The 23,900-nt window shown below is 70.4% G+C and carries 23 protein-coding genes and 1 pseudogene; 14 read left to right on the forward strand and 10 right to left on the reverse strand.

The window, feature by feature from the left end:
- Window positions 1-307: 307 nt before the first annotated feature.
- Window positions 308-2,980 (forward strand): YfhO family protein, encoded by a 2,673-nt coding sequence (locus ACGFNV_RS26050; RefSeq protein ID WP_393625404.1) that lies wholly within the window; start codon window positions 308-310, stop codon window positions 2,978-2,980.
- Between the two features lie 317 nt (window positions 2,981-3,297).
- On the opposite strand, the gene ACGFNV_RS26055 is transcribed toward ACGFNV_RS26050, so the two are convergent.
- Window positions 3,298-3,705, reverse strand: a complete 408-nt coding sequence (locus ACGFNV_RS26055; protein ID WP_393625665.1) for a MerR family transcriptional regulator — start codon at window positions 3,703-3,705, stop codon at window positions 3,298-3,300.
- A gap of 28 nt (window positions 3,706-3,733) precedes the next feature.
- On the opposite strand from ACGFNV_RS26055, the gene ACGFNV_RS26060 reads away from it, so the two are divergent.
- On the forward strand, window positions 3,734-4,537 hold the full coding sequence (locus ACGFNV_RS26060; RefSeq protein ID WP_393625405.1) for a methyltransferase domain-containing protein: 804 nt from the start codon (window positions 3,734-3,736) through the stop codon (window positions 4,535-4,537).
- On the opposite strand, the gene ACGFNV_RS26065 is transcribed toward ACGFNV_RS26060, so the two are convergent.
- The gene (locus ACGFNV_RS26065; protein WP_393625406.1) at window positions 4,521-5,078 is read right to left on the reverse strand and encodes a hypothetical protein; all 558 of its coding nucleotides are present in this window, start codon (window positions 5,076-5,078) and stop codon (window positions 4,521-4,523) included. The two genes, ACGFNV_RS26060 and ACGFNV_RS26065, sit on opposite strands and share 17 nt — an antisense overlap.
- A gap of 119 nt (window positions 5,079-5,197) precedes the next feature.
- On the opposite strand from ACGFNV_RS26065, the gene ACGFNV_RS26070 reads away from it, so the two are divergent.
- Window positions 5,198-5,398, forward strand: coding sequence for a hypothetical protein (locus ACGFNV_RS26070; protein WP_393625407.1), 201 nt, complete (start codon window positions 5,198-5,200; stop codon window positions 5,396-5,398).
- Here the strand turns inward: ACGFNV_RS26070 and ACGFNV_RS26075 are convergent.
- Window positions 5,368-5,712, reverse strand: coding sequence for a TetR/AcrR family transcriptional regulator C-terminal domain-containing protein (locus tag ACGFNV_RS26075; protein ID WP_393625408.1), 345 nt, complete (start codon window positions 5,710-5,712; stop codon window positions 5,368-5,370). The genes ACGFNV_RS26070 and ACGFNV_RS26075 overlap by 31 nt on opposite strands.
- 45 nt (window positions 5,713-5,757) lie before the next feature.
- Here ACGFNV_RS26075 and ACGFNV_RS26080 point away from each other — a divergent pair, with 45 nt between their 5' ends.
- Window positions 5,758-6,147: a hypothetical protein gene (locus ACGFNV_RS26080; RefSeq protein ID WP_393625409.1), complete on the forward strand. Its 390-nt coding sequence runs from the start codon at window positions 5,758-5,760 to the stop codon at window positions 6,145-6,147.
- A 502-nt stretch (window positions 6,148-6,649) separates the two neighbouring features.
- On the opposite strand, the gene ACGFNV_RS26085 is transcribed toward ACGFNV_RS26080, so the two are convergent.
- The 4 genes from ACGFNV_RS26085 to ACGFNV_RS26100 all read right to left on the reverse strand — a co-directional run bounded on the left by ACGFNV_RS26085 (window position 6,650) and on the right by ACGFNV_RS26100 (window position 10,108).
- Window positions 6,650-7,768, reverse strand: a complete 1,119-nt coding sequence (locus ACGFNV_RS26085; RefSeq protein ID WP_393625410.1) for a HoxN/HupN/NixA family nickel/cobalt transporter — start codon at window positions 7,766-7,768, stop codon at window positions 6,650-6,652.
- Between the two features lie 126 nt (window positions 7,769-7,894).
- Window positions 7,895-8,746, reverse strand: a complete 852-nt coding sequence (locus ACGFNV_RS26090) for a F510_1955 family glycosylhydrolase (RefSeq protein ID WP_393625411.1) — start codon at window positions 8,744-8,746, stop codon at window positions 7,895-7,897.
- A 144-nt stretch (window positions 8,747-8,890) separates the two neighbouring features.
- Entirely contained in the window at window positions 8,891-9,541 is a 651-nt protein-coding gene (locus ACGFNV_RS26095; protein WP_393625412.1) for a DUF305 domain-containing protein, read from the reverse strand.
- A 102-nt stretch (window positions 9,542-9,643) separates the two neighbouring features.
- Window positions 9,644-10,108 (reverse strand): DUF6153 family protein, encoded by a 465-nt coding sequence (locus tag ACGFNV_RS26100; protein ID WP_393625413.1) that lies wholly within the window; start codon window positions 10,106-10,108, stop codon window positions 9,644-9,646.
- 160 nt (window positions 10,109-10,268) lie between these two features.
- Here ACGFNV_RS26100 and ACGFNV_RS26105 point away from each other — a divergent pair, with 160 nt between their 5' ends.
- Together ACGFNV_RS26105 and ACGFNV_RS26110 are read left to right on the forward strand one after the other, a co-directional pair.
- Window positions 10,269-10,637: a BlaI/MecI/CopY family transcriptional regulator gene (locus ACGFNV_RS26105; RefSeq protein WP_393625414.1), complete on the forward strand. Its 369-nt coding sequence runs from the start codon at window positions 10,269-10,271 to the stop codon at window positions 10,635-10,637.
- Complete coding sequence (locus tag ACGFNV_RS26110; protein ID WP_393625415.1) at window positions 10,634-11,539, forward strand: M56 family metallopeptidase; 906 nt, start codon at window positions 10,634-10,636, stop codon at window positions 11,537-11,539. The genes ACGFNV_RS26105 and ACGFNV_RS26110 overlap by 4 nt, the downstream gene beginning before the upstream one ends.
- Window positions 11,540-11,781: 242 nt before the next feature.
- Here the strand turns inward: ACGFNV_RS26110 and ACGFNV_RS26115 are convergent.
- Together ACGFNV_RS26115 and ACGFNV_RS26120 are read right to left on the reverse strand one after the other, a co-directional pair.
- Window positions 11,782-11,928 (reverse strand): annotated as a pseudogene (locus ACGFNV_RS26115) (cation transporter); the annotation flags it as partial.
- Window positions 11,929-11,944: 16 nt separating this feature from the next.
- Entirely contained in the window at window positions 11,945-12,814 is an 870-nt protein-coding gene (locus ACGFNV_RS26120) for a DUF5134 domain-containing protein (protein ID WP_393625416.1), read from the reverse strand.
- Between the two features lie 292 nt (window positions 12,815-13,106).
- Here ACGFNV_RS26120 and ACGFNV_RS26125 point away from each other — a divergent pair, with 292 nt between their 5' ends.
- Complete coding sequence (locus ACGFNV_RS26125) at window positions 13,107-13,520, forward strand: hypothetical protein (RefSeq protein WP_393625417.1); 414 nt, start codon at window positions 13,107-13,109, stop codon at window positions 13,518-13,520.
- A 92-nt stretch (window positions 13,521-13,612) separates the two neighbouring features.
- Window positions 13,613-15,238: a multicopper oxidase family protein gene (locus ACGFNV_RS26130; protein WP_393625418.1), complete on the forward strand. Its 1,626-nt coding sequence runs from the start codon at window positions 13,613-13,615 to the stop codon at window positions 15,236-15,238.
- A 1,245-nt stretch (window positions 15,239-16,483) separates the two neighbouring features.
- Here the strand turns inward: ACGFNV_RS26130 and ACGFNV_RS26135 are convergent.
- Entirely contained in the window at window positions 16,484-16,609 is a 126-nt protein-coding gene (locus ACGFNV_RS26135) for a hypothetical protein (RefSeq protein WP_393625419.1), read from the reverse strand.
- Between the two features lie 196 nt (window positions 16,610-16,805).
- Between ACGFNV_RS26135 and ACGFNV_RS26140 the strand changes: the two genes are divergently transcribed.
- The 6 genes from ACGFNV_RS26140 to ACGFNV_RS26165 all read left to right on the forward strand — a co-directional run bounded on the left by ACGFNV_RS26140 (window position 16,806) and on the right by ACGFNV_RS26165 (window position 23,898).
- A complete protein-coding gene (locus tag ACGFNV_RS26140) occupies window positions 16,806-17,960 on the forward strand; it encodes a PLP-dependent cysteine synthase family protein (protein WP_393625420.1) in 1,155 nt (384 codons plus the stop codon).
- Window positions 17,957-19,252, forward strand: coding sequence for an MFS transporter (locus tag ACGFNV_RS26145; protein ID WP_393625421.1), 1,296 nt, complete (start codon window positions 17,957-17,959; stop codon window positions 19,250-19,252). The genes ACGFNV_RS26140 and ACGFNV_RS26145 overlap by 4 nt, the downstream gene beginning before the upstream one ends.
- Before the next feature lie 356 nt (window positions 19,253-19,608).
- Window positions 19,609-20,637, forward strand: coding sequence for an N-acetyl-gamma-glutamyl-phosphate reductase (argC, locus tag ACGFNV_RS26150; RefSeq protein WP_393625422.1), 1,029 nt, complete (start codon window positions 19,609-19,611; stop codon window positions 20,635-20,637).
- The gene (gene argJ, locus ACGFNV_RS26155) at window positions 20,634-21,785 is read left to right on the forward strand and encodes a bifunctional glutamate N-acetyltransferase/amino-acid acetyltransferase ArgJ (RefSeq protein ID WP_393625423.1); all 1,152 of its coding nucleotides are present in this window, start codon (window positions 20,634-20,636) and stop codon (window positions 21,783-21,785) included. Before argC ends, argJ begins: the two co-directional genes overlap by 4 nt.
- On the forward strand, window positions 21,782-22,693 hold the full coding sequence (argB, locus tag ACGFNV_RS26160; protein ID WP_393625424.1) for an acetylglutamate kinase: 912 nt from the start codon (window positions 21,782-21,784) through the stop codon (window positions 22,691-22,693). Before argJ ends, argB begins: the two co-directional genes overlap by 4 nt.
- Window positions 22,690-23,898, forward strand: a complete 1,209-nt coding sequence (locus ACGFNV_RS26165) for an acetylornithine transaminase (protein ID WP_393625425.1) — start codon at window positions 22,690-22,692, stop codon at window positions 23,896-23,898. The genes argB and ACGFNV_RS26165 overlap by 4 nt, the downstream gene beginning before the upstream one ends.
- The last annotated feature ends 2 nt before the right edge of the window (window positions 23,899-23,900 follow it).

Genomic DNA, 23,900 nt, shown 5'->3' on the forward strand with positions numbered 1-23,900 from the left:
GTGGGCGAGGCGGTCCCTGTGGGCCGGGCCCGCCCCCTCCGTCATGGCGGGCGCCCCGGCCGGCCTGGACCGCCGACGGCCCCCGTCGCGCCGCCGAACCCGACGCGGGCAACCCGGCCGCAGGCGTACGCGGCCAAGCGAGGCCATCGCAGGAGCGCCGAGCGAGGGGGACGGCTGACGGCCTCCTTTTCCCACTCCTCCGGCGTATTCGGAATTCCCCTCGCCACTTTCCAGTGGCGGCACAACCGTCCGGAAGAAATGCTCGTCTAAGACGGCGAAATCGACCACGGACGGGGGACTCCCGAAAATGCCCAGCCCGACCCTGCCCACATCCGAATTGCGCGGAAGTGGTAATGCTCGGCGCTTGGCCGCCCTGCTGGCCGCGGCCCTCACCGTCACCGTGTTCTGCGCCGCCGACGTCGTCGCCCGCAGCTACCCCTTCGGCTCGCGCACCCGCGACGTCAACGACCTGGGCAACCAGTACGTGCCCTTCCACACCCACCTGTGGGACCTGCTCCACGGGCGGGCCGAGGGCGGACTCCTCGTCAACTGGCAGTCGGGGTTCGGCACCAGCTTCCTGCCCGACCTCGGCACCTACCTCACCAGCCCGTTCGCCCTGCTCGTAGGGGTGTTCCCGCGGGACGAGATCGACCTCGCGGTGTACGTCATCACCCTGCTGAAGACGGCGACCGCCGGCGCCGTCATGGCCTGGCTGCTGCTCACCCTGCGCCCCGGCCGCTGGTGGGCGGCGGGACTGCTGGGCGCCTCCTACGCCCTGTGCGGCTGGAGCGTGGCGGACGCGGCCTACAACCTGATGTGGCTCGACGGCCTCATCGCGCTGCCACTGCTGTGCCTGGTCGGCGAATGGATCCTGCACGGCCGGCACCGGGTCCTCGGCGTGCTGGTCGTCACCCTCGCCTGGATCGCCAACTTCTACACGGCGTACATGGCCACCCTCGGCGCCGGTCTGGTGCTGCTGGTCAGGCTGCTGCTCGCCCGCCCCTCCCGCCGGCAGGCGCTCGCCGCCGCGGGCCGCGCCGGGCTCACCGTCGCCCTCGGTGTGGGCCTGGCCGCACCGCTGGTCGCGGTGGTCTACTTCGGCAGCGAGCACGCCTCCCCGGGCCGCTTCCGGGGGTTCGTCCCGGTGGCGGGGGAGGACTTCCTGGCCCGCCTGCTGCCGACGACGTACGGCTTCGGCTCACCGGGCGTCTACGTGGGCATGACGGCACTGGTGCTCGCCCTCGCCCTGCCGTTCCACCGGGCGGTGCCCCGGCGTGTCCGCGCCGCGTGGACGCTGCTCGTGGCCGGGATGGTGCTGTCGATGCAGTGGGCGCCGACCCAGCTGGCCTGGCACGCCTTCGCCACCCCCCAGGGCAGTTCCTACCGCGAGACCTTCGTCCTGTGCGGGCTGCTGGTGATCGCCGCCTGGTACGCGCTCTCGTACGGCCCACCCGACCTGCGCGCTCTCGGCGCGGCGGGCGTGCTGCTCGCACTGATCGCCGCCGTCGCGAGCCGGAGCGACCTGGTACGCCCCGTCGCCTGGCCGGTGCTGCTGCTCGCCGTCGGGGGCACGCTGCTCGGACTGGCCCTGCTCGGCCGCACCGACCGTCGGCCGCTTCTCGCCGGCCTCCGCTCCAGCACCCCGGCCGTGCTCGCCGTGACGCTGCTGGTCGGGGCGCAGCTCGGCGAGGCCACCGCCACGTCCGCCGTCGCCACCCGGCTGCGGTTCGGCCACATGGACGACTACGCGCCCTGGGGGCAGCGGCAGGAGAGCCAGGCGCGGGCGGTCGAGGAGGCCGACGGCTGGCCCCGGTACCGCACGGATCCGGGCCGGGAACAGACCGTCGCCAACGATCCGATGGCGGTGGGCGGCCAGGGCGCCCAGTACTACAGCAGCCACACGTCCGACATCCTCAGCCGCACCCTGCCCGCCCTCGGGGGCGGCTTCACCTCACGCGGCCGGAACCTGCAGAGCCTGGACAACGCCGTGACGGACGTGATCTTCTCCGTCGGCGCCCGGGTGCACTCCCCGCCGGACCCGCACCAGAACTGGTTCCCGCAGGACGGCAGCGGCGTGACCGTGACCCGGCAGGCCGTGCCGCCGCTGGTGACGGTACGGCCCTCCGGCACCCCCGCCCACCCGGGCGTGAACCGCTCCGGATTCGGGCCGTCGCCGTACCGCAACCAGGAGCTGCTGCTGGGCACCCGGGTGTACGACATCCCTCGGCTCACGGTCCGCACGAGCGCCGGTCGACAGCCGTCCCGCAGCGGAGACGAGCGGCCCGGCCTGCGCATCGGCGACCCCGCTCCCGGCGTCGTCCGGAAACCGACGATCACGGCCCGCTGCGCGCCCGGCAGCGAGGTCTACCTGTGGGCGCCGTACTTCTCGGGCACCGCGCGGGTCGCCGGTGACGCGGACGGCCCGACCGGGCGGTTCAGGTCCGACCACCGCACCAAGATCGCCGCCATGCAGCGGCTCGGCCGGGTTCCGGCCTCCGGCCACCTGCGGATCGAGCTGTCCCCGAACCGCATGAGTCTCGTACCGGACGGAGCGGTCGGCTGCCTCGACACCGCCCGGCTGCGCACCGCCGCCGAGCGCCTCACGGCCACCGGCGCCACCGAGGTGTCCGTGTCCGACGGCACCATCCGGGCGAAGCTCCCCACCCACAGCGTGGGAATCGCCGTCGTCGCGGCACCGAGGATCGCCGGCTGGCGCTGCGCGCTGGGGGACACCGCGGCCGTACCCGCCAAGGAGTTCCACGGACTGATCGCCATGCCGCTCGACGGTTCCTCGACCCGACTCACCTGTTCCTTCCACCCGCCCGGCCTACGGCTGGGCACAATCATCGGCACCACTTCGCTTCTGGGGCTGATTTTGTTCGCCGCCATTCCGGTCTTCCGTCGGCGTGGTGCTGTTCTCCAGGGGAAAACCACGGTCGTCGCGAGCAATGTGGAACGAGCGAAAGACCTCGTTCCCTGAGGGCTCTATTTACCTGTTGTTCTCTTTCGGTTTTCTTTTTCTTCGCTCCGAATGCGCGCCGCGGACCGGTCCCGGGCCGGCCCCGCGGCGCGGCGGCGCTGTGACCGAGGATTTTGGTTGGCGGATCATGAGCTTGCATGCTCACTGTGTGTGAGTGACGGGGTGAGTCGGTCCGCCGTCAGCGATGCCGAGTGTCTGGCGCACTTGATCCCGTAGGCGTTGGGCAGGATCGTGTCCCGCGTGATGCACCCGGCGGGACGCCATCTTGAGCAGAAGCGTCGCATGTCAGGGCAATGGGCGACGCCGCTCTACCTGGCTCACCCCCGACGCAGCCCATGCCGCCAGCAGCCCGCACCCGCCGCCCGACCTTCCCGAAACCCCCCGAGTCCGAGCGAATATTGCGCGGCCGAGATGCGGGAGCGAAGCGCCTCGGCCTCCTCGCGCAGGATGTCCCTGCGCTTCGCGGGATCTGCAGTGGCGGCCAGCGAACGGATGGTGTCGAGGGACAGGCCCGCTTCCTTGGCCCGCACGATGACAGCGACGCGCGTGACCTCGGCGGAGCCGTAGCGCCGACGGCCGGTGGCATCCCGTACGGGAGCCAGTAGCCCCATCGCCTCCCAGTGGCGCAGGACATGCGTGGCAAGTCCGAAGCGTTCCGCGAGGGCGCCGATGCTCAGGACCTCGTCCTCAAGGTCGGCCGATGCACTGTGCTCGCTTGACTTCATGCCGACATTAACTCGCAGTCTGGCGCTCATGACCAAGGAAACGGAACGTGCGCGGCAGTCGACCGGCGACCTCATCGCCCTGCTGGACGCGGCCGACGCACTGCCCGGCATCAAGGAACTGCGGGCCCGCTCCTACGAGTTGCTCCGCGTCGAACCGGGAACGTCCGTCGTCGACGTGGGCTGCGGCGCCGGCCGCGCCGTGGCGGAGCTGGCCGAGCGGGGTGTCAGGGCCGTTGGTGTGGACCCGGACGAGCGGATGATCGCGGTCGCCCGCGGGCGGTGGCCCGAGGCCGACTGCCGAATCGCCGACGCGTACGCGCTGCCACTCGCCGACTCCTCGGTGGACGGCTACCGCGCGGACAAGGTGTTCCACGAACTGGCCGAACCGGCACGGGCGTTGGCGGAGACCCGGCGCGTCCTCGTGCCGGGCGGACGGATCGTGCTGATCGGGCAGGACTGGGACGCTTACGTCATCGACTCCAGCGATCCGGGCCTCACCCGCACCATCGTGCATGCGCGCGCCGACCTCACGCGCGCCCCCAGGGTCGCCCGCCGTTACGGCAACCTGCTCCTGGAGGCCGGCTTCCATGAGGTGACGGTCGAAGTCCACACGGGCGTCTTCACCGGGCCGGTGATGCTGCCCGTGCTGGTCGGACTGGCCGAAGGCGCCTGCTCGTCCGGCGCCGTAACGCGCGAGCGGACGGACACGTGGATCGCCGAGCAACGCGCTCGCGCCGACGCCGACCGTCTGTTCCTCGCGCTGCCGATCTTCGTGGCCGCAGCGATCGCGCCACGCCGAACCGGGAGCGGACTGATCAAGCCTGAGCGGTAGCCGCCGTGTCCACGGCCGCGCTACCGACCCGTCCGGCCCGCCGCTCCTGCTGCACACGCCACCCGTGGCGCGTGATGCCGCGCGGCTTGTAGATGGACAGGGCCGTGGTCGTGATGAGTAGGGCGACGGCGGCAGCGGCGTCGAAGACGAGCTGAGCCCTCATCCCACTGAGGTCGGAGCCGGACAGGTCAGTCAGCGCGGCAGCGTGTGCCACGTCGTCGACTACCTGCATGTGCAGCAGCAGAAGGAAGGTGGCAACGACGGTCAGCGCGAGCTTGGCCAGCACCCAGTAGTGGCGGAGCAGTCCCCAGGTGGTGCTCAGGGACTGGACCAGCCCGGTCAGCAGGGAGGCGAACGCCAGGGGCACGATCACGTACCAGCCCGTCACCTCCATGGCGAGGTACGCGCCCCGCACGCGCTGGGCGTCCTCGCCGGTCAGGCCGGCGATGGCGAGGGCCAGGAAGGACGCGACCGACCCGAGCCAGCCGACCGACGACGTGACGTGCGCGGTGAGCGCTACTTTGCGGAGGCCGGACGGCATCGGCATCAGTGACCGCCGTGCATACCGGGTCCGACACTGCCCGTGAGATGCAGGACGAGGAACAGGACAACGAAGGCCACAGCCACGGCGCCGGCCACCTTCACCCAGACAGAGGGCTGTTGGCCGAGGGAGTGCAGGCGGGCCAGGTCCGCGGCGATGTCATTCCGGACGAGCTGGCCGGGTATTGCCTGCACGCCCTCGCCGGAGCCGGCGCCCTGACCTCGATGGCCGCGGTGCGGCGGTTGGTCTCAGTCACCCTGGCCGGGCTGCGTCCGCAGAGCTGGCCGCGTTACCGGGGCTGGGCGCTCTTCGGGGCGTAGTAACTGAGGAACATGTCGACGCCGCTGGTGATCAGACGCTCGGTGAGGCTGTCGTCGACACTCGTGCCGTACGTGCTGAAGACCAGGTGCGGATAGAGCAGCAGTGAGTAGAGCTGGATGATGGCCACCTCGATGTCCGGGATCTCGAGGCGACCCTTGGTGGCCAGCTGTGGCAGGGCCCCTGCCGCGGCCGGATGGTGCCGGTCGGGGCCGGCTCCGTGCCAGACGGTCCCGAGTTCGGGGAAACGGTGCAGCTCCCGTGCGACGACGTTGCGCAGGGAGAGGACATCCGGGTTCGCGCGGGTGCCGTCCACCCAGGCCCGGGCGGCAGCGGTCAGGGCCTCACGGAGGTCGCCGGCATGCTGATCGCGGCCGCGGGGACCGTGCCGCTGGCCCGGCTCTCGGCGGACACCGACGTGTACACCGGGCTGCTGCCCGGCCTTGTGCTCGCCACCTTCGGCATCGGCGCCGTCTTCGTCACGGCCACCACCACCGCGCTGGCCATGGTCGACCACGAGGAGGCCGGGCTCGCCTCGGGCGTCATCAACACCTTCCACGAGGTGGGCGGCTCGATCGGCGTGGCCGTGATGTCCACCGTCGCCGCAGCCGGTATCGGGCGGGGAGCGATCGACGGATTCACGGACGCCTTCACACTGAGTGCGGCTGTGGCCGCCGCGAGCACACTGGCGGCCCTGTTCCTTGTACCGCGAGGAAAGCCGCAGATGACCGGCGGCCCGCACGTGCACTGAGAACGGACGCGGACAGGCCGGGGGGCAAAAGCGCGCCCCGCCCCGCGGACGGTCGCACAGACCCCTGTCATCGAGGAAACCGCACCATCGGTACGCTGTGCGGCCGAGGACGAAGACGCGTGCCCGTACAGGGTGCGGCCCCGGATGACGGCAGGGGCATGTGGACAAAGACGTGAAGGCGGGTAGCCTCGCCTGCGTTTCGTCCTGCTGACGCTGCTGCTCGCGGTCGGGGTTGTACACACCCTGGGTCATGCGGGTGCGTACGGACGGCCTGGCGGCTTCCGAGGGTGTGCACCACTCGATTCACGTCACGCCCGTCGCCGATGATGAGGCCGTCCACGTCCCTGCGGACGCTCGTGCCGTCGACGCGCCAGATACTCATCCGCACGCCGGCCCGATCGACGACAAGCGCCTCGTCCAGGGCACCCAGACGCCCGAGCCTGGTGCCGCGTCGCCGCGTGCACCGGCGGGAAGTCCTAGCGAGCCCGGGAGTCTGGAGGAGTCACACGGACGTCGGGCCTGGCTCCGCGTCCGTGCGTGCGGGATACCGCTCGTCGTAGCGGCGCAGCTTCCACAGCGCGACGGCGCCGATCCAGGTCACCAGGAAGGTGACCACGATGACGATGCCGATCGTGTTCAGGTCGACGGCTGCCAGCCACGACCAGGGCGCGTGGTCGGCCGCGCCCAGTTGCTCCGCGAGCAGTGAGACCAGCTCCACGGTGCCGACCACGAACGCCACGAAGATCGACAGGCCGGTCATGGTGAGGTTGTAGTAGATCTTGCGGACTGGGTTGGTGAACGACCACTCGTACGCCTTCGCCATGAAGACGCCGTCGGTGGTGTCCATCAGGCTCATGCCGGCGGCGAAGATCAGCGGCAGGGCGATGATGGCGAGCGGCGGAAGCGTGCCGTCCGCGGCCGAGCCCGCCGCGAGGCCCAGCGCGCCGACCTGTGTGGCGGTGTCGAAGCCGAGGCCGAAGAGCAGGCCCACGAAGTACAGCTGCCAGCTGTGCTCGATGAACTTGTTGTAGCGGCCCTTGAAGACCCGGTTCATGAGGCCGCGGTCGGCCAGCAGCTCCTCCAGCTCCTCCGGCTGGTGGCGGCCCGCCTTCGCCTCGCGCCAGGTGCGGACGATGCCGCGCAGTACGGCGAAGTTGAGCGCGGCGATGGCGTACAGGAAGACCCCCGAGACCAGCGTGCCGATGACACCGCCGATCTCGGCGAAGCCCGCCTGGAAGCGGTTCGCGGCCTGCGCGGCGAAGGCGATGCCGAGCGAGAGGCCGAAGACGACGGACGAGTGGCCGAGGGAGAAGGCCAGGCCCAGGCCGAGCGGTCGTTTGCCCTTCTGCAGCAGGTAGCGGGTGGTGTCGTCGATCGCCGAGATGTGGTCGGCGTCGAAGGCGTGCCGCATCCCGAGCGTGTACGCCAGCCCGGCCGCGCCCGCGTACAGCAGCTTGCCCTGGCTGTCGGCCAGGCCGTGGTAGCGGGCGTTGTAGTACGCGAACAGGCCGAAGCCCACCACATGCAGCGCCGCGACGAAGCCGTACATCGCGACGAGGCGGCGTATCTCCCCCCGGTCGAACCGGCGGCTCGGCCGGACAGGCTCGGTGCTGGTGCTCATGGGCGGTCCTTCGGGGATGATCTCGGTCATGCCCTGCTGCGTCATGACTTCAGCTGCAAATCGTACGCAGTAAGGCGGTGTCGCTGTCTCCCGGGGTCGATGGCCGCCGGATGGGTGTCTGACGGGTCAGTGCCCGCCGGTCGACTCGACGGCGAGCCGTTTGGTGAAGGTCCGGCCGCCGTCCTTCGACTCGTACACGCCGTCCTGGGTGGCGGTCAGGACGTGCCCCGAGTCGAGCGCGGTGAGTGCCTGCGGCCGGCCGCCCGGCACGGTGGAGATCTGCTTCCAGGTGGCGCCGCCGTCGCTGCTGCGGTTCAGCCCACCCGAGGTGTCGATGCCGAAGAGGGCGTCCTTCGCGGGCCACGAGAGGAAGGCCATCACCGGCGCCTTGCCCTTGGCGAAGGTCTTGCCGCCGTCGACGCTCCGGGCGATCCCTTCGGCCGTCGTGGCGAGGACGGTGCCGGGATCCTTCGGGCTGACCGCGACGTCCAGCGCCTGGAGCGTGGCCCCGTCCTTCCACGACTTGCCGTCCGTGCTGGTGCGCAGCAGGCCGTTGGTGGCGTCGAGGCCGTAGACCGTGCCGTGCACGAAGTCCAGAGCATGGAAGTCGGACTGGCCGTTGAGGGACAGGGACGTCCAGCTCTTTCCGGCGTCGGTGCTCTTGATCAGGCCCTTGTTACCGCCCTCGGAGGGGTGGCCGCTGGCGTAGAACGTGCTGTCGGCGGCCACCGTGAAGCCCATGAAGTCGTCCTTGCTGTCACCGACCAGCTCCGGCTCGCCCTTCGCGCTGGGGGTGTAGACCCCCTGGTGAGTAGCGACGTACAGGCGCTGGCCGACCAGGCCCAGGCCGTGGATGTGGCTGATGGCGGCAGCGGAATCGGTGGACGCATGCGTGTCGTCGTCATCGCTGGAGCAGGCGGCCAGCGTGAGGGCGAGGGCCAGGGCCGTGGCTGTCACGGCGGCATGGCGCTTGTTCATGGTTCCTCGGAAAGTTGTGTGGGCGCGTCGGCACGGAAGGCCGCAGGGCCGGGGCAGGAGGGGAGCGGGGGGCGCGGACCGCCCCGGGCTCCGCGGCGAGCGCGCCGTGAAGCCCGGGACCGCCGGTCGGGCAGGTGAGCCCGCTCAGAGCCGGTCGAGGATGCTCTGCAGCTGCTTCACTTCGGCGGACTGGCCCGTGACGATGTCGCCGGCCATCTTCTTGGCGTCGGCGTTCTTGCCGTTCTTCTGCTCGTCCTTGGCCATGGCGATCGCGCCGTTGTGGTGGTCGATCATCATCTGGGCGAACATCTTGTCGAACTCCGCGCCGTTCATGCCCTTGAGCTCGTCCATGTCCTCGTCGGACATCATCCCGTTCATGCTGCCGTGGTCCATGCCGGGCATGGACTCCATGGCCGTCGGCTGCTTCCAGGACGTGAGCCAGCCCTTCATCGTCTTGATCTCGGGGTCCTGGGCCTGCTCGATCTTTCCGGCGAGGTCCTTGATCTGCGAGTCGGACGCCCGGCCGTCGGCCAGCCCGGCCATCTCCACGGCCTGCTGGTGGTGCGGGATCATCATATGGGCGAAGGTGGCGTCCGCGTCGTTGAAGTCCCCTGACGTGGCCGCGGCCTCGGGGGTGGCGGCGGCTGAGGAGCTGCTGCTGCCGTGGTCCATGCCGGCCATGTCGTCGCCGTCGTCGCCACAGGCGGAGAGCAGCAGAGCTCCCGCCGCGACGACGCTGACGGCCGCGATGCGGCGGGCGGACGTGCGGTGCAGGGTGCGGGTGAAGGCAGTCATGGTCGATTCACCTTGTGTGTCGGTTCTTGAAGGTCGTCGGCTGTTTTGGCGTACGCGAGATCGCGGGGTCGCGCGTGGTGCGCGCCCGCGGGGCGTTCCGGCCTACAGCCGCAGAACCGACAACTCGGTGAGATCGGGGCCGCGTGGCGGCGGGTTGGGTCGCAGCAGGACGGGAGCCTGGGCGAGGAGGTTCGCCAGCCAGTCCGGCCGGCGGGAGAGCGCCGAGCGCAGCAGCGCGGCGAGCACCCAGGCGCCGAGCAGTACGGCCAGGCACAGCGACATCATGTCCATCGCTGTCGCTGGCATGTGCGGGGACGAGGAGTGCGAGGGGGCCGTTGCCCAGCTCTCGTCATCCATGGATGCCGAAGCCTTGGCGGGCTCATGACCTGAGGGGGCGGCTGCGTCCATCATGTCCGCCGTTGCGTGGGACGCGCCGCTCATCCCAGCGGCGGACGAATCCCCAGGATGGCCCACGGTGTGCATGACGAACACCCCGAGTGCGAGCACGACGACGAGCAGCAGGTGCCCGAGGGCGCCTCCTGTTCGTACGTGCCGGCTCACGATCATCACGGACCTCCGCGCCCGACAGTACCGGTGTGGAGGAGGCCATGCTGTGAGGGGGCAGGCATCCGGCTGACTTCTAAGCTGTTTGGCAGGAAAACCGCCCTCTAGGATGAACGTTCACTGGTTCCGGAAGTCCCCTGCTCCGGAGGCGAAGGGAGCGGTCGTGCGTCAGCTGGGTGAGCTGGAGGCGGAGATCATGCACCGCCTGTGGAGCTGGGGCCGTCCGGCCACCGCCCGTGACGTGCTGACGGACATCAACAAGCAGCGGCCCCTCGCCTACAGCACGGTCAAGACGGTGGCCGACATCCTCCACCGCAAGGGCATGCTCACCCGGCACAAGGAGGGCCGGGCTTGGGTGTACACGCCCACGTGCACGCGCCAGCAGTACACGGCCTCCCTGATGCACGAGGTGCTCGGCGGCAACCCGGACCCCGCCGGTGCCCTGGCGAGTTTCGTGGAACAGATCTCACCCGAGGAAGCGGACGCACTACGCTCGGCCCTCCGGGCGGCGAAGAGGCGGAGCGAGACATGATCGAGGCCGTGGCGCTGGCCGCGTACGCGGCCCTGGTGAGCGCCGCGGCACCACCCCTGCTGGCTCGCGCGCGCTGGGCTCACCGCGCCCCGGCCACGGCGGTTCTCGCATGGCTGGGGCTCATGGTGACGTTCGTCATCGCCGTCGCCCTGGCCCTCTACCACCTGGGCCTCGGCGAACAGCACGCACACGACGGGTTCGCCGGGCTCCTCAGCACATGCGGTCTGGTCGCTGGCGCGACCGCGGGCGACGGGCCCCTCACCTTCGGCGACGTCCTGGTGCTCGCGGCGCCCGTCGCGATCGTGCTGCTGCCGGCCGGCTGGCTGGTCCGCTGTGCCTGGCAGGTACGGCGTGCTCGCCGACGCCAGCTCGACATGCTTGCCCTGGTCGGCGAACCGGCGCCCGAGTATGGCGCCACGATCGTCGACTACGGCGTTCCGGCCGTCTACTGCCTGCCGGGCCGCCGCTCTCGGGTGGTGGTCACCCGGGCGGCACTGGAGGTCCTGTCCGAGGGCCAACTCAAGGCGGTCCTGGCGCATGAGCACGCCCACATCGCGGGCAGACACCACCTGCTGAAAGTGCTCGTCGACGCGTTCTCCCGCGCGTTCCCCGGTCTTCCGCTGGCGCGGCATGCCAAGGAGCAGACCAACCTGCTGCTGGAGATGATCGCGGACGACCACGCTGTGCGGCTGCACCCCAGGGAGACCCTGGCGGCCGCGATATGCGAGGTCGCGGCGGGCCGGGTGCCACGGGCGGCCCTGGGTGCCGGTGGATCGGGAGCCCTGATCCGACTGCGCCGCGTCCTGACTCCTCAGCCTCGGCCGCACCGTGCGACGTGGTGGGGCGTAGTCGTGGCCACGGTCGCAGCTCCGCTGTTGCCCCTGGTGGCGTGCGGGCCCTGACTCCCACAGGACCCGCGCCATCCCCACAGTTGTGCATGTCGCACAGCAGGAAGTGGACACCAGTGTGTCCATGGTCGCGGCGCCGTGCCGGGCAGCGTCTTCTCGGGAGCCGTGCTGGTCATTGCGTGTCTGCAACGGGAGGCCGGGACGCACGGCGTCCGTATCAGCGGAGCGGTACGTCCCGGCGTGGGAGTGAATGCGCGTCGTGCGTATCTGCGGGGGAAGCGCCCCCGGAGCTGCCGTCAGGCGCGGCCGACGAGCTCGTAGCCGGCCTCGTCGACGGCGGCGCGGACGGCCTCCTCGTCGAGCGGGGCGGCGGAGGTGACGGTGACCTCGCCCGTCTTGGCGACGGCCTTGACGGCGCTGACGCCGGCCAGAGCGGATATATCGGCGACTCGCTGCTTCTCACACGGCCATCAGCAGCAGCATTGCCGACATGGTCCCGCCCATGCCGATGTGGGCGGCGAGGGCCGCCTCGGGGGTGGCGCCGAGCTTGCGGCGCCGGCCGTGACGTCCTCGCTCCGCCGTGCGGGCCTTGTCCCACACCGAGATCGTCAGCGATGCCAGGAAGACGACGACCGTGTCCGGCATGCTCAGCAGCCAACGGCCCCAGCCGCGCCGCCGACCGTTCGAGACGCTGTTCCTGTCGGTGCCGCGAACGCGCGCCCAGACGGATGCGGCGATCGACAACAGGAAGTAGACGGCGAGCGCGGCGACCACGAAACGCCAGACAGAAGGCGACGATCCGGCGGCGTCGACGCTGGCGGCATGGGATGTTGTCGCGTCGGGCCCGTCCATCCCCGGCATGGCCATGCCTCCCGTGTGGTCCATGCCCTCAATGCCCGTGTGCTGCGCGTCCGTCATACCGTCCATGCCTGCCATCCCTGCCATCCCTGCCATCCCTGGCATGCCGGCCATGTGGTGCCCGCCGCCCAGCGCAAGCACCGGCCCCGACGGCGTGCTCGTCATGGCCAGCGTCATGATCACCATGCCGAAGCTGCCCACGACGAGGTGCACCCAGTGACGGCCCTGCTTCCAGCCGCCCTCGCGCGCCTGCCTGACGGCAAGCGCGATGCCGCCGAGACCGAGAAGCCCGAAGGCCGCCGCCCACCACATGCCGTACCCGGCGTACCAGGCGGCCGTCGCGGGCAGGGTCATGACGGCCATGCACACACCCATCAGCAGGTCCCCGCCGGCCGCGAAACGGGCTTCGCCGTTGGTGGTCAGCACCCGGACCGCGCTGACGGCGGCCACCAGAGCGGCGACTGTCGCCATGGCCCAGCTCAGTGTCAGATTTCCCATCTTCGCCCTTCCGTCATCTGCTATGCCTCTTAGTACGTAACGCAGTGGAAACGTGCTCAGCGACAAGAGGGGCCTCGTGTCGTGAGCGAGACCGCCCGATGCGTGACTCGGCACCCCGGCGGCCGCTTCCGTCCTTTACCCCCACGGGGTATATGGTCGGGCTGCTCAAGACGCCGGGTGACGGGAGACGGACCAGGTGGAGGAACGCGTGGGGCGATGCCGCAGACCGGCATCCGCCCGAAACGCAGGCCGCTCAGCACTCGGCGTGCTGGTAGCCCTCTGCGCCGCGCTCGCCGTCCTCGTCCACCATGACTCGACCGCGATGACCGGCCCCCGGGCCACGGCGCCCATGCCCATGGCTGGGATGGTGATGGCGGCGATGGCTGGCCACGAAGGCCACCCCATCACCTCATCGCCGGATGCGATCCACTTCCGTCCGGACGCGCCGCCGGCAGCGACGGCCACCCCGGCCCTACACGCGGACAACGCCCTGTCCTGCTCGGACGGTGTCCAGCACTGCGGGGCCGCAAGCTTCGAGACAGTCAAACTCTCCCCGCCGAGGAAGGCGCTCTCCGTGAGCGCCGCGATGCGGCTGCTGCCCTCCCGCGGTCCCGCGACCACCCGATCCGCCGAACGAGCCCCGCCCGAGCTCTCCGTCCTTTCTCAGCTGCGCATATAGGCCGCGACTCCCGGCGTGTCCGGGAACCGTCCGCAGCCATGGCGTCACGCCCTTACGCGACGCCGCGCACTCAGAGAAGAGGACTCCCTACCGTGAACAGCATCAACCGTCGTTCCCTCCTGCTCGCAGGTCTCGGCGCCGCGGGCGCCGGCGCGCTCGCCGCCTGCAGCAGCGCCTCGTCGAACACGCCCGCCCTGGTCAGCCCTTCCAGTTCGGCTGTCACCAGCGCCGAGAAGAAGCGCCGTGGCACCGGCGCCGAGCGCAAGGTCACCCTGACCGCGGCGCCTGTGACGCTCGACCTCGGCGGTGTCAAAGCCAAGACCTGGGCCTACGACGGCCAGGCCCCCGGCAAGGAGATCCGCATCTCCGCCGGGGACACCCTCGTCGCCGAACTCTCCAACCAACTCCCGAACAAGACCGCCACGTCGGTCCACTGGCACGGCCTGGCCCTGCGCGACGACATGGACGGCGTACCGATGGTCACCCAGCGGGACGTGCGCGCCGGCAGTACCTTCACCTACCGCTTCGTCGCGGCGGACCCCGGCACGTACTGGTTCCACCCGCACTCCGGAGTCCAGCTCGACCGCGGCCTGTACGCACCGCTGATCGTCGAGGACCCCAAGGAACCCCTCTCCTACGACGACGACTGGGTCATCGTCCTCGACGACTGGCTCGACGGCGTCACCGGCACCCCCGACGAGGCCCTCGCCGAACTCCGCCAGGGCATGGGCGGAATGGACATGGGCAGCCACAGCTCGTCCAGCTCCGGCAGCATGTCCGGCCACGGCATGTCCGGGCATGACATGGGCGACATGAACATGGATGGGACGAGCGCCTCGCCCTCCGCGTCCTCCTCCGGAGACGGTGACGGCATGTCGATGAGGTTCATGCTCATGGGCGCCACCAGCGACCTCCTCGGCGGCGATGCGGGCGACGTGAAGTACCCCTACCACCTCATCAACGGCAGGGTGCCGGCCGACCCGGACGTGTACACCGGCAAGCCGGGCCGGCGCGTGCGGCTGCGTTTCATCAACGCCGGTGGCGACACCGCGTACCGGGTGGCGCTCGGCGGACACACGATGACCGTCACCCACACCGACGGCTACCCCGTCGAACACCGGCAGACCGACGCCCTGCTCATCGGCATGGGGGAACGCTACGACGTCCTCGTCACCCTCGGCGACGGCGCCTTCCCGCTCGTCGCACTCGCCGAGGGCAAGAACGCGACCGCCCTCGCCCTGGTGCGCACTGGGTCCGGCAGCACACCGTCCGCCTCCGTCCGCCCGAAGGAACTGGACGGCTCGGTCCTCACCGCGTCCTCTCTGAAGGCGGCCGACGAGGTGCGTCTTTCCGCCAAGAAGGCAGACGTCGTTCACCGCGTCGAGCTGACCGGCGGCATGGACAAGTACAACTGGGCCGTCAACGGCAAGAGGTTCGACATGGAGAACCCGGACGCCGACCCGTTCCTGGTCGAGGCGGGGCAGCGGGTCCGGCTGGACTTCGTCAACACCACAGGGATGTGGCACCCGATGCACCTGCACGGCCACACTTTCCAGCTCGGCGATGGCGGCGCCCGCAAGGACACCACGATCGTGCTGCCGAAGAAGACGGTGTCTGCCGTGTTCGACGCCGACAACCCCGGGCAGTGGATGCTGCACTGCCACAACGTCTACCACGGCGAGGTGGGGATGATGGCCCTCGTCGCCTACCGGGCGTGACCGAGCCCGTTTGAGGCGAACGCGGCCCCGGCCACGAGGCTGGGGCCGCGCTCGTGCTCGTGACATCCGCGGCCGGGCAACGGCCGGGCGCACGGTCACGCGCGCGGCGAACGAGGAGCGGACCTGGGCGGGATCGTGCCGGGCGCAACGGTTGCCGACTGTCAGCAGGGCGGCCGAGGGGGCGCAGCACGTCGTCCCGATCCGCCCACGAGGACGACACGGCGAGAGCCCACTGTCGCGTCGCCGAAGCAAACAGGCCATTCGCATGGCTCGTTGACTCGAGGTTCGGGGCAGTCGGTGGATCAACGTCCTCGAGCCGTTAGTATCACGGCATGATCACGGCTTGGTCGCCCCGGTGCATAACGCGGTCCCGCGTGTCTGCCGGGCTGCCACGCGTACTGGCCCTCGCCGTACTGCTCTTCAGTGTCCTCTTCGCTCACGGCGTGCACGTCGAGGGCGTCAGGGGGCACCTGTCGACCAGCGCCGCAGCCGTCCTGACGGACCGGGCCGATACGGGACACGGCGCCCAGGGTGAAACAGCCCGCTTCGCTGTCGTGGCGACGGACGGCGACGATGAGGGTCATGGTTCGCCGCACCCTGCCGAGCATTGCGCTTCCGGACAGCCTCAGCAGGGGACAACAGTGGCGTCTCCCTGCTTTGCCGTGTCGGTTCGCGAACCAGTCACTGCCATCCGTTCCACTGTGAAGCCGGGGCCTTTCGGTGCCGAACTTCACGGGGCGTCAGCGGAGGCCATGAGAGCGTCCGTGGTGCAGCAGGTCTAGGAACCGCAGAGTCCTCCCACCCGGTCGTTCCATCACCGCACCCGTCCACGCAGGAGGGGCAGCTGGGGTGGCTCGGCCGGGTGTCCCGCCCGACGAGACCAGCCCGTGTGCCCGAGGTCACTCGCATTCCGGCCAGATTCGTCGACGCGTCCTTCCCCTCCCACCACCCATGCCCGCCGCTTCCCTCCCTCCGTGTCGAGGGCGGCGGACGCACGGAGGACCTGTGCCGCCCCATTCCCATACGCTCTTGCACGCCCGAAGTGCTCCAAGCGGCTCATTAGGGCCGCGCCGAATCGTCACCCTGATCCGGGTCGCCCTGCTGCTGGCGATCATCCTGTGCGCCGTAGGGCACGGCGGGACCGCCGAGGAACACCACAGGCTGATGCCCGAGGCCATCGCAGCTCCGGCGGTGGCGTCGGGCGGGGCGCAGCCCCACGCGCCGCACGCTGCCCAGGAGTGCGCGTCAGATGCGGTCGTCCGTACAACGGCCCCGGCGCTGGAGCAGCCAGTCGCCGCCGCGGATGCTCCGGCAGCGATGGTTGCCGGGGTTGCCGTCCTGGGACGTCCGCTTGTCCTTGGCGTAGCGCACATACGGCGACGACCACGCAGCGGCCGGGCGGCGCTTGCTCGTACGTCCCGGTGGCGTATCTAGGTCCCTCTCCCCGCAGTCGGCACGGCCGGCTGCCGCGCCCTGACGGCATGGAACGCGGACGCAAGTCCGTGCCCGTCGCCGTGGCGCGTGATGAATCACCCCCCACCGTGCATTCATCGAGCGAGAGCGAAGCATGCAGTCACTCACATCACTGACGAAGAACCCCCTCACCTCCGGCCAGTCCGCACTGTCGGCACTGGTCGGAAACACGCCGCTGCTGCGCGTGTCGGAGCCGCTGGCCCCGGCAGGGCGCGGTTTCTGGGCCAAGCTGGAGGGCTTCAACCCCGGCGGCATCAAGGACCGTCCCGGCCTCTACATGGTCGAGCGGGCCCGCGCCCGTGGCGACCTGCGGCCCGGCGCACGGATCATCGAGTCCACCAGCGGCACCCTGGGCCTGGGCCTCGCACTGGCCGGCATGGTCTACGGACACCCGGTCACCCTGGTCACCGACCCGGGCATGGAGTTGTCCATGACCCGGCTGCTGACCGCGTACGGCGCCCAGGTCAACGTCGTCTCCGAGCCGCACCCCACGGGCGGCTGGCAGCAGGCCCGCCGCGAGCGCGTGCAACGATTGATGGAGCAGCACCCCGGCTCTTGGTGCCCGGACCAGTACAACAACCCGGACAACGTCGCCGCGTACACCCCGCTGGCCCTGGAACTCGCCTCCGAAATGGGCCACATCGACGTGCTGGTGTGCAGCGTCGGCACCGGCGGCCACTCCGCGGGCGTCTCCCGGGTGCTGCGGCAGCTCTACCCGGAGCTGACGGTCGTCGGCGTGGACACGATCGGCTCGACGATCTTCGGCCAGCCCGCCAGGCCCCGGCTGATGCGCGGCCTGGGCTCCAGCATCTACCCGCGCAACGTCGCCTACGGGAACTTCTCCGAGGTGCACTGGGTGGCCCCGCACGAGGCGGTGTCGACCTGCCGACAGCTCGCCGCCTCCCACTACGCCACCGGCGGCTGGAGCGTGGGCGCGGTCGCCCTGGTGGCCTGCTGGTTCGCCCGCACGATGCCCGCGGACGCCCGCATCGCGGCGATCTTCCCCGACGGCCCCCAGCGCTACCTGGGCACCGTGTACGACGACGACTACTGCGCCGCCCACGGCCTGCTGGAGACGCCTCCCGCTCCCGAACCGGATGTGATCGGCCGCCTTGACGAGAAGGAGGTCACGCGCTGGACCCGGTGCGCAGCAGTTGCCGATCCCCTCACCCTTCAGGGCACGCCGCAGGACGTCACCCCGGACGGCGACACCAAGGTCGCGTCCGACTCCCCGGAGGTGGACCGGTGAAGGGGCTGTTCACGCAGGTCCGCTCCTACGAGCGGAGCGTCCAGTTGTTGATGGTGAATCAGTTCACCATCAACCTCGGCTTCTACATGCTGATGCCCTATCTGGCGGCCCACCTCTCCGGCACCCTCGGGCTGGCAGGCTGGGTCGTCGGACTCGTTCTCGGCGTACGCAACTTCAGCCAGCAGGGCATGTTCCTGGTCGGCGGGACGCTCGCCGACCGGCTGGGCTACAAGCCGATGATCGTGGCCGGGTGTGTGCTGCGCACCGTCGGCTTCGCGACGCTCGGGCTGGTGGACTCACTGGCCGCGCTGCTCGCCGCCTCGGCGGCAACAGGACTGGCCGGGGCCTTGTTCAACCCGGCCGTACGGGCCTATCTCGCCGCGGATGCGGGGGAGCGCCGGGTAGAGGCGTTCGCGCTGTTCAACGTCTTCTACCAGGCCGGGATTCTGCTCGGCCCCTTGGCGGGCATGGTGCTGACCGGCGTGGACTTCCGCGTCACCTGCCTGGTGGCAGCCGGAATCTTCGCCCTGCTCAGCATCGTCCAGATCCGCGCGCTGCCCGCCCGGCGCAAGGACGTGGAGCAGGAGCGGGGCGGAGAGCGCGAGAGCGTGCTCTCCCAGTGGCGGGGCATCCTCGCCAACCGGCCGTTCCTGCTCTTCTCCGCAGCCATGATCGGCTCGTACGTCCTGACCTTCCAGGTCTACCTGTCCCTGCCGCTGGAAGTGCGACGGCTGGGCGGCGACGGGGAGTTCGGGACCGCTGCCGTGGCGGTGCTCTTCGCGGTGTCCGGTCTGAGCACCATCCTCGGCCAGACGAGGGTCACCGCCTGGTGCAAGGCCCGCTACGAGCCCGGCCAGGCCCTCGTGCGGGGCCTTGCGGTGATGGGTCTGGCGTTCGTGCCCCTGCTGCTCGCCACGGCAGTGCCCGTACCCGAGTCCGGCGTGGGATTGTGGCTGCTCGCGGCGCTGCCGCCGACGCTGGCCGCGCTGTTGCTGGCCGTGGGCACGATGATTGCCTATCCCTTCGAGATGGACACCATCGTCCGACTCTGCGGTGACAGGCTTGTCGCCACCCATTACGGCCTGTACAACACCATCTGCGGCATCGGCATCACCCTCGGGAACCTGCTCACCGGCGCCGCGCTCGACGCGGCCCGCTCTGCCGGGATGCCGGCGCTGCCGTGGATCTCGCTGACCGTCCTCGGCCTCGCCTGCGCGGCCGCGCTGTACGGCCTGCACGCCACGGGCCGTCTGAGGGCTCCTGTCTCCGAGCCGCAGCCCACCATGGTCTGATACGGGCCCGTAGACGCCGGGGCGGGCAACCTGTGTTGCCCGCCCCGGCTGGGCTTTTCCCCGACGCCCGCCTCCCCCGGTGCGCGGCGACCCGGTGCCCGGTGAACTCGGCGATCACGTCAGCCGGGACCCCCGCACAGGGCCACTCCATGTCCTCGCCCCAGCCGTCCCGCATCGGCAGCGGGGCAGCTCTTCGGAACTGGTCGCGACGCAGCGTTACGAGACCAAGATCCGCCAACTAAGACTCTCATCCGCCGACTAAAAGTCGCAGTCACAGGCGCTCCCGGGGGCGGATGCCCCAAGATTGCATAATCGTGCATCGATACGTATAGTCATGCCATCCAGGAGGAGGGTTCATGGCTGTACGTGTGGCGGTCGCCGGAGCGAGTGGATACGCGGGCGGGGAGCTGCTGCGGCTGCTCCTGGCGCACCCCGGGATCGAGATCGGCGCCCTGACGGGCAACTCCAACGCCGGTCAGCGGCTCGGCGCGCTCCAGCCGCATCTTCTGCCGCTGGCCGACCGTGTGCTGCGGGAGACGACGCCGGAGGTGCTCGCCGGACACGAGGTCGTCTTCCTGGCGCTGCCCCACGGGCAGTCCGCCGCCGTCGCCGAGCAGCTCGGCCCCGACGTCCTCGTCGTCGACATGGGCGCCGACTTCCGGCTGAAGGACGCGGCCGACTGGGAGAAGTTCTACGGCTCCGCGCACGCCGGGACCTGGCCCTACGGCCTCCCCGAACTGCCGGGCGCCCGCGCCGCGCTGGAGGGGTCCAAGCGCATCGCGGTGCCCGGTTGCTACCCGACGGCCGCCACGCTCGCGCTGTTCCCGGCGTACGCGGCGGGGCTGGCCGCGAACGAGGCCGTGATCGTCGCCGCCTCCGGCACCTCCGGCGCCGGCAAGGCGCCCAAGCCGCACCTGCTGGGCAGCGAGGTCATGGGCTCCATGTCGCCGTACGGCGTCGGCGGCGGCCACCGGCACACGCCCGAGATGATCCAGAACTTCTCCGCGGCCGCCGGTGAACGCGTCTCCGTCTCCTTCACGCCGACCCTCGCGCCGATGCCCCGCGGCATCCTCGCCACCTGCAGCGCCAAGGCCACCGACGGCGTCACCGCGGACTCGCTGCGCGCCGCCTACGAGAAGACCTACGCCGACGAGCCCTTCGTCCACCTGCTCCCCGAGGGCCAGTGGCCCGCGACGGCGTCCGTCTACGGTTCCAACGCCGTTCAGGTGCAGGTCGCGTACGACGAGGCGGCGGGCCGCATCATCGCGATCAGCGCCATCGACAACCTGACCAAGGGCACCGCGGGCGGTGCCGTCCAGAGCATGAACATCGCCCTGGGTCTCGACGAGACCACCGGACTTTCCACGATCGGAGTCGCACCGTGAGCGTCACGGCAGCCAAGGGGTTCACGGCGGCGGGCATCGCCGCCGGGATCAAGGAGAACGGCAACCCGGACCTGGCCCTCGTGGTCAACAACGGACCCCGCCGCGCCGCCGCCGGTGTCTTCACCTCCAACCGGGTGAAGGCCGCGCCCGTGCTGTGGTCCGAGCAGGTGCTCAAGAGCGGCCAGGTGTCGGCCGTCGTCCTCAACTCCGGCGGCGCCAACGCCTGTACGGGCCCGAAGGGCTTCCAGGACACCCACGCCACCGCCGAGAAGGTCGCCGAGGTCCTCGGTCGCGGTGCCATCGAGGTGGCCGTCTGCTCCACCGGCCTCATCGGTGTCCTCCTGCCGATGGACAAGCTGCTCCCCGGAGTCGAGACGGCCGCCGAGGCCCTCAGCGAGCACGGCGGCGAGAAGGCGGCCATCGCCATCAAGACCACCGACACCGTCCACAAGACGTCCGTCGTGACCAAGGACGGCTGGACCGTCGGCGGCATGGCCAAGGGAGCGGGCATGCTCGCCCCCGGCCTCGCCACCATGCTGGTCGTCCTCACCACCGACGCCGACCTCGACAACGCGACCCTGGACCGGGCCCTGCGCGCCGCCACCAAGGTCACCTTCGACCGCGTCGACTCCGACGGCTGCATGTCCACCAACGACACCGTGCTGCTGCTCGCCTCCGGAGCGGCCGGAGTCACCCCGGAGTACGCGGAGTTCGCCGAGGCCGTACGGCACGTCTGCGACGACCTCGGTCAGCAGCTGATCCGGGACGCCGAGGGCGCCAGCAAGGACATCAAGGTCGAGGTGATCAACGCGGCGAGCGAGGACGACGCCGTCGAGGTGGGCCGCTCCATCGCCCGCAACAACCTCCTCAAGTGCGCCATCCACGGCGAGGACCCCAACTGGGGCCGCGTGCTCTCCGCGATGGGCACCACGTCCGCCGCCTTCGAGCCGGACCAGCTCAACGTCGCCATCAACGGCGTCTGGGTGTGCAAGAACGGCGGTGTCGGCGAGGACCGCGAGAAGGTCGACATGCGCTACCGCGAGGTGCACATCGTCGCCGACCTCGCCGCCGGTTCCGAGACCGCCACCATCTGGACCAACGACCTCACCGCCGACTACGTCCACGAGAACAGCGCCTATTCCTCATGAGCAACGTGACCCGCAAACACACCGCGCTGCCCAAGGCGCAGATCCTCATCGAGGCGCTGCCCTGGCTGGTCCGCCACAACGGCAAGACCGTCGTCATCAAGTTCGGCGGCAACGCCATGATCGACGAGGACCTGAAGGCCGCCTTCGCGCAGGACGTCGTCTTCCTGCACCACGCCGGCCTCAAGCCGGTCGTCGTGCACGGCGGCGGCCCGCAGATCAGCGCCGCCCTCGACCAGCACGGCATCGTCAGCGAGTTCAAGGCGGGCCTGCGCGTCACCACCGAGGACGCCATGGACGTCGTACGCATGGTGCTCGCCGGGCAGGTGCAGCGCGAGCTGGTCGGCCTGCTCAACCAGCACGGACCGCTCGCCGTGGGACTCACCGGCGAGGACGCGCACACCATCACCGCCACCAAGCACCAGCCCGAGATCGACGGAGAGTTGGTCGACATCGGGCGGGTGGGCGAGATCACCGCGATCGACACGGGCGCGATCGAGGCCCTGCTCGCCGACGGCCGTATCCCGGTCGTCTCGTCGATCGCCCGCTCCCAGGACGACGGACATGTCTACAACGTCAATGCTGATACGGCGGCTGCGGCACTCGCTGCGGCACTTGGCGCCGAAACCCTCATGGTCCTCACGGACGTCGAGGGCCTCTACGAGGACTGGCCCCACAGCGACGAGGTGATCAGCCGCCTCACCGCCTCCCAACTGGAGACGCTGCTGCCTGAGTTGAGCTCCGGCATGGTCCCCAAGATGGAGGGCTGCCTGCACGCCGTGCGGGGCGGCGTCACGACCGCCCGGGTCATCGACGGGCGGGTCCAGCACTCGATCCTGCTGGAGATCTTCACCGACGAGGGCATCGGCACGATGGTCGTGGCCGACGAGCCAGAGGGGGATGCCGAATGACCGACACCGCGACCAACGCAGAGCTCACCCAGCGCTGGCAGGGCGCGCTCATGAACAACTACGGCACTCCGCGCCTGCCTCTCGTGCGCGGCGAGGGCAGCAGGCTGTGGGACGCCGACGGCAAGGAGTACCTCGACTTCGTCGGCGGCATCGCGGTCAACGCGCTCGGCCACGCCCACCCGGCGGTCGTGGAGGCGGTGAGCCGGCAGATCGCCTCCCTCGGTCACGTCTCCAACCTGTTCATCGCCGAACCGCCCGTCGCCCTCGCCGAACGGCTGCTCCAGCTCTTCGGCCGTGACGGCAAGGTCTTCTTCTGCAACTCGGGCGCCGAGGCCAACGAGGGCGCGTTCAAGATCGGCCGCCTGACCGGGCGGACGCACATGGTCGCCACCCAGGGCGGCTTCCACGGCCGCACGATGGGCGCCCTCGCGCTGACCGGCCAGCCCGGCAAACAGACCCCCTTCCTGCCGCTGCCCGGCGACGTCACCCACGTCCCGTACGGCGACGCGCAGGCCCTGGCGGCCGCGGTCACCGAGGAGACCGCCCTGGTGATCATCGAACCGCTCCAGGGGGAGAACGGGGTCGTGGTACCCCCGGCCGGCTACCTCAAGGCGGCCCGCGCGATCACCGCCTCCACCGGCTCCCTGCTGGTCCTGGACGAGGTGCAGACCGGCATCGGCCGCACCGGCCACTGGTTCGAGTACCAGGCGCACGAGGGCGTCCTGCCCGACGTGGTCACCCTCGCCAAGGGCCTCGGCGGCGGACTGCCCCTCGGAGCGACCGTCGCCTTCGGGCGCGCCGCCGAGCTGCTCCAGCCCGGCCAGCACGGCACGACGTTCGGCGGCAACCCCGTCGCCTGCGCCGCCGGACTCGCCGTCCTCGACACCATCGGGAACGAGGGGTTGCTGGAGAACGTCAAGCGGCAGAGCGGAAAGCTGCGGGACGGAATCGAGGGCCTCGGCCACCCGTTGATCGATTATGTCCGGGGTTCGGGCCTCCTCCTGGGTATCGTGCTCACCGAGCCGCTCGCGCCCCAGGTGCAGCAGGCGGCTCAGGAGGCCGGATTCCTGGTGAACGCGCCCGCCCCTGACGTCGTACGGCTGATGCCGGCGCTGAATCTCGGCGACGACGAGGTGGACGCCTTCCTCGGGGCGCTGTCCGGCATCCTCGCGGCAGCGAACGGGGACGGACGATCCGGAGAATGAGA

Source organism: Streptomyces sp. NPDC048751, from assembly GCF_043198595.1.
Classification (GTDB): Bacteria; Actinomycetota; Actinomycetes; order Streptomycetales; family Streptomycetaceae; genus Streptomyces.

Bases quoted from the DNA above. Each gene is read 5' to 3' on its own strand.
- ACGFNV_RS26050 (WP_393625404.1), top strand. From the start codon at position 308: ATGCCCAGCCCGACCCTGCCCACATCCGAATTGCGCGGAAGTGGTAAT.
- ACGFNV_RS26055 (WP_393625665.1), bottom strand. From the start codon at position 3,705: ATGAAGTCAAGCGAGCACAGTGCATCGGCCGACCTTGAGGACGAGGTC.
- ACGFNV_RS26060 (WP_393625405.1), top strand. From the start codon at position 3,734: ATGACCAAGGAAACGGAACGTGCGCGGCAGTCGACCGGCGACCTCATC.
- ACGFNV_RS26065 (WP_393625406.1), bottom strand. From the start codon at position 5,078: ATGCCGTCCGGCCTCCGCAAAGTAGCGCTCACCGCGCACGTCACGTCG.
- ACGFNV_RS26080 (WP_393625409.1), top strand. From the start codon at position 5,758: ATGCTGATCGCGGCCGCGGGGACCGTGCCGCTGGCCCGGCTCTCGGCG.
- ACGFNV_RS26085 (WP_393625410.1), bottom strand. From the start codon at position 7,768: ATGAGCACCAGCACCGAGCCTGTCCGGCCGAGCCGCCGGTTCGACCGG.
- ACGFNV_RS26090 (WP_393625411.1), bottom strand. From the start codon at position 8,746: ATGAACAAGCGCCATGCCGCCGTGACAGCCACGGCCCTGGCCCTCGCC.
- ACGFNV_RS26095 (WP_393625412.1), bottom strand. From the start codon at position 9,541: ATGACTGCCTTCACCCGCACCCTGCACCGCACGTCCGCCCGCCGCATC.
- ACGFNV_RS26100 (WP_393625413.1), bottom strand. From the start codon at position 10,108: ATGATCGTGAGCCGGCACGTACGAACAGGAGGCGCCCTCGGGCACCTG.
- ACGFNV_RS26110 (WP_393625415.1), top strand. From the start codon at position 10,634: ATGATCGAGGCCGTGGCGCTGGCCGCGTACGCGGCCCTGGTGAGCGCC.
- ACGFNV_RS26120 (WP_393625416.1), bottom strand. From the start codon at position 12,814: ATGGCGACAGTCGCCGCTCTGGTGGCCGCCGTCAGCGCGGTCCGGGTG.
- ACGFNV_RS26140 (WP_393625420.1), top strand. From the start codon at position 16,806: ATGCAGTCACTCACATCACTGACGAAGAACCCCCTCACCTCCGGCCAG.
- argC (WP_393625422.1), top strand. From the start codon at position 19,609: ATGGCTGTACGTGTGGCGGTCGCCGGAGCGAGTGGATACGCGGGCGGG.
- argB (WP_393625424.1), top strand. From the start codon at position 21,782: ATGAGCAACGTGACCCGCAAACACACCGCGCTGCCCAAGGCGCAGATC.
- ACGFNV_RS26165 (WP_393625425.1), top strand. From the start codon at position 22,690: ATGACCGACACCGCGACCAACGCAGAGCTCACCCAGCGCTGGCAGGGC.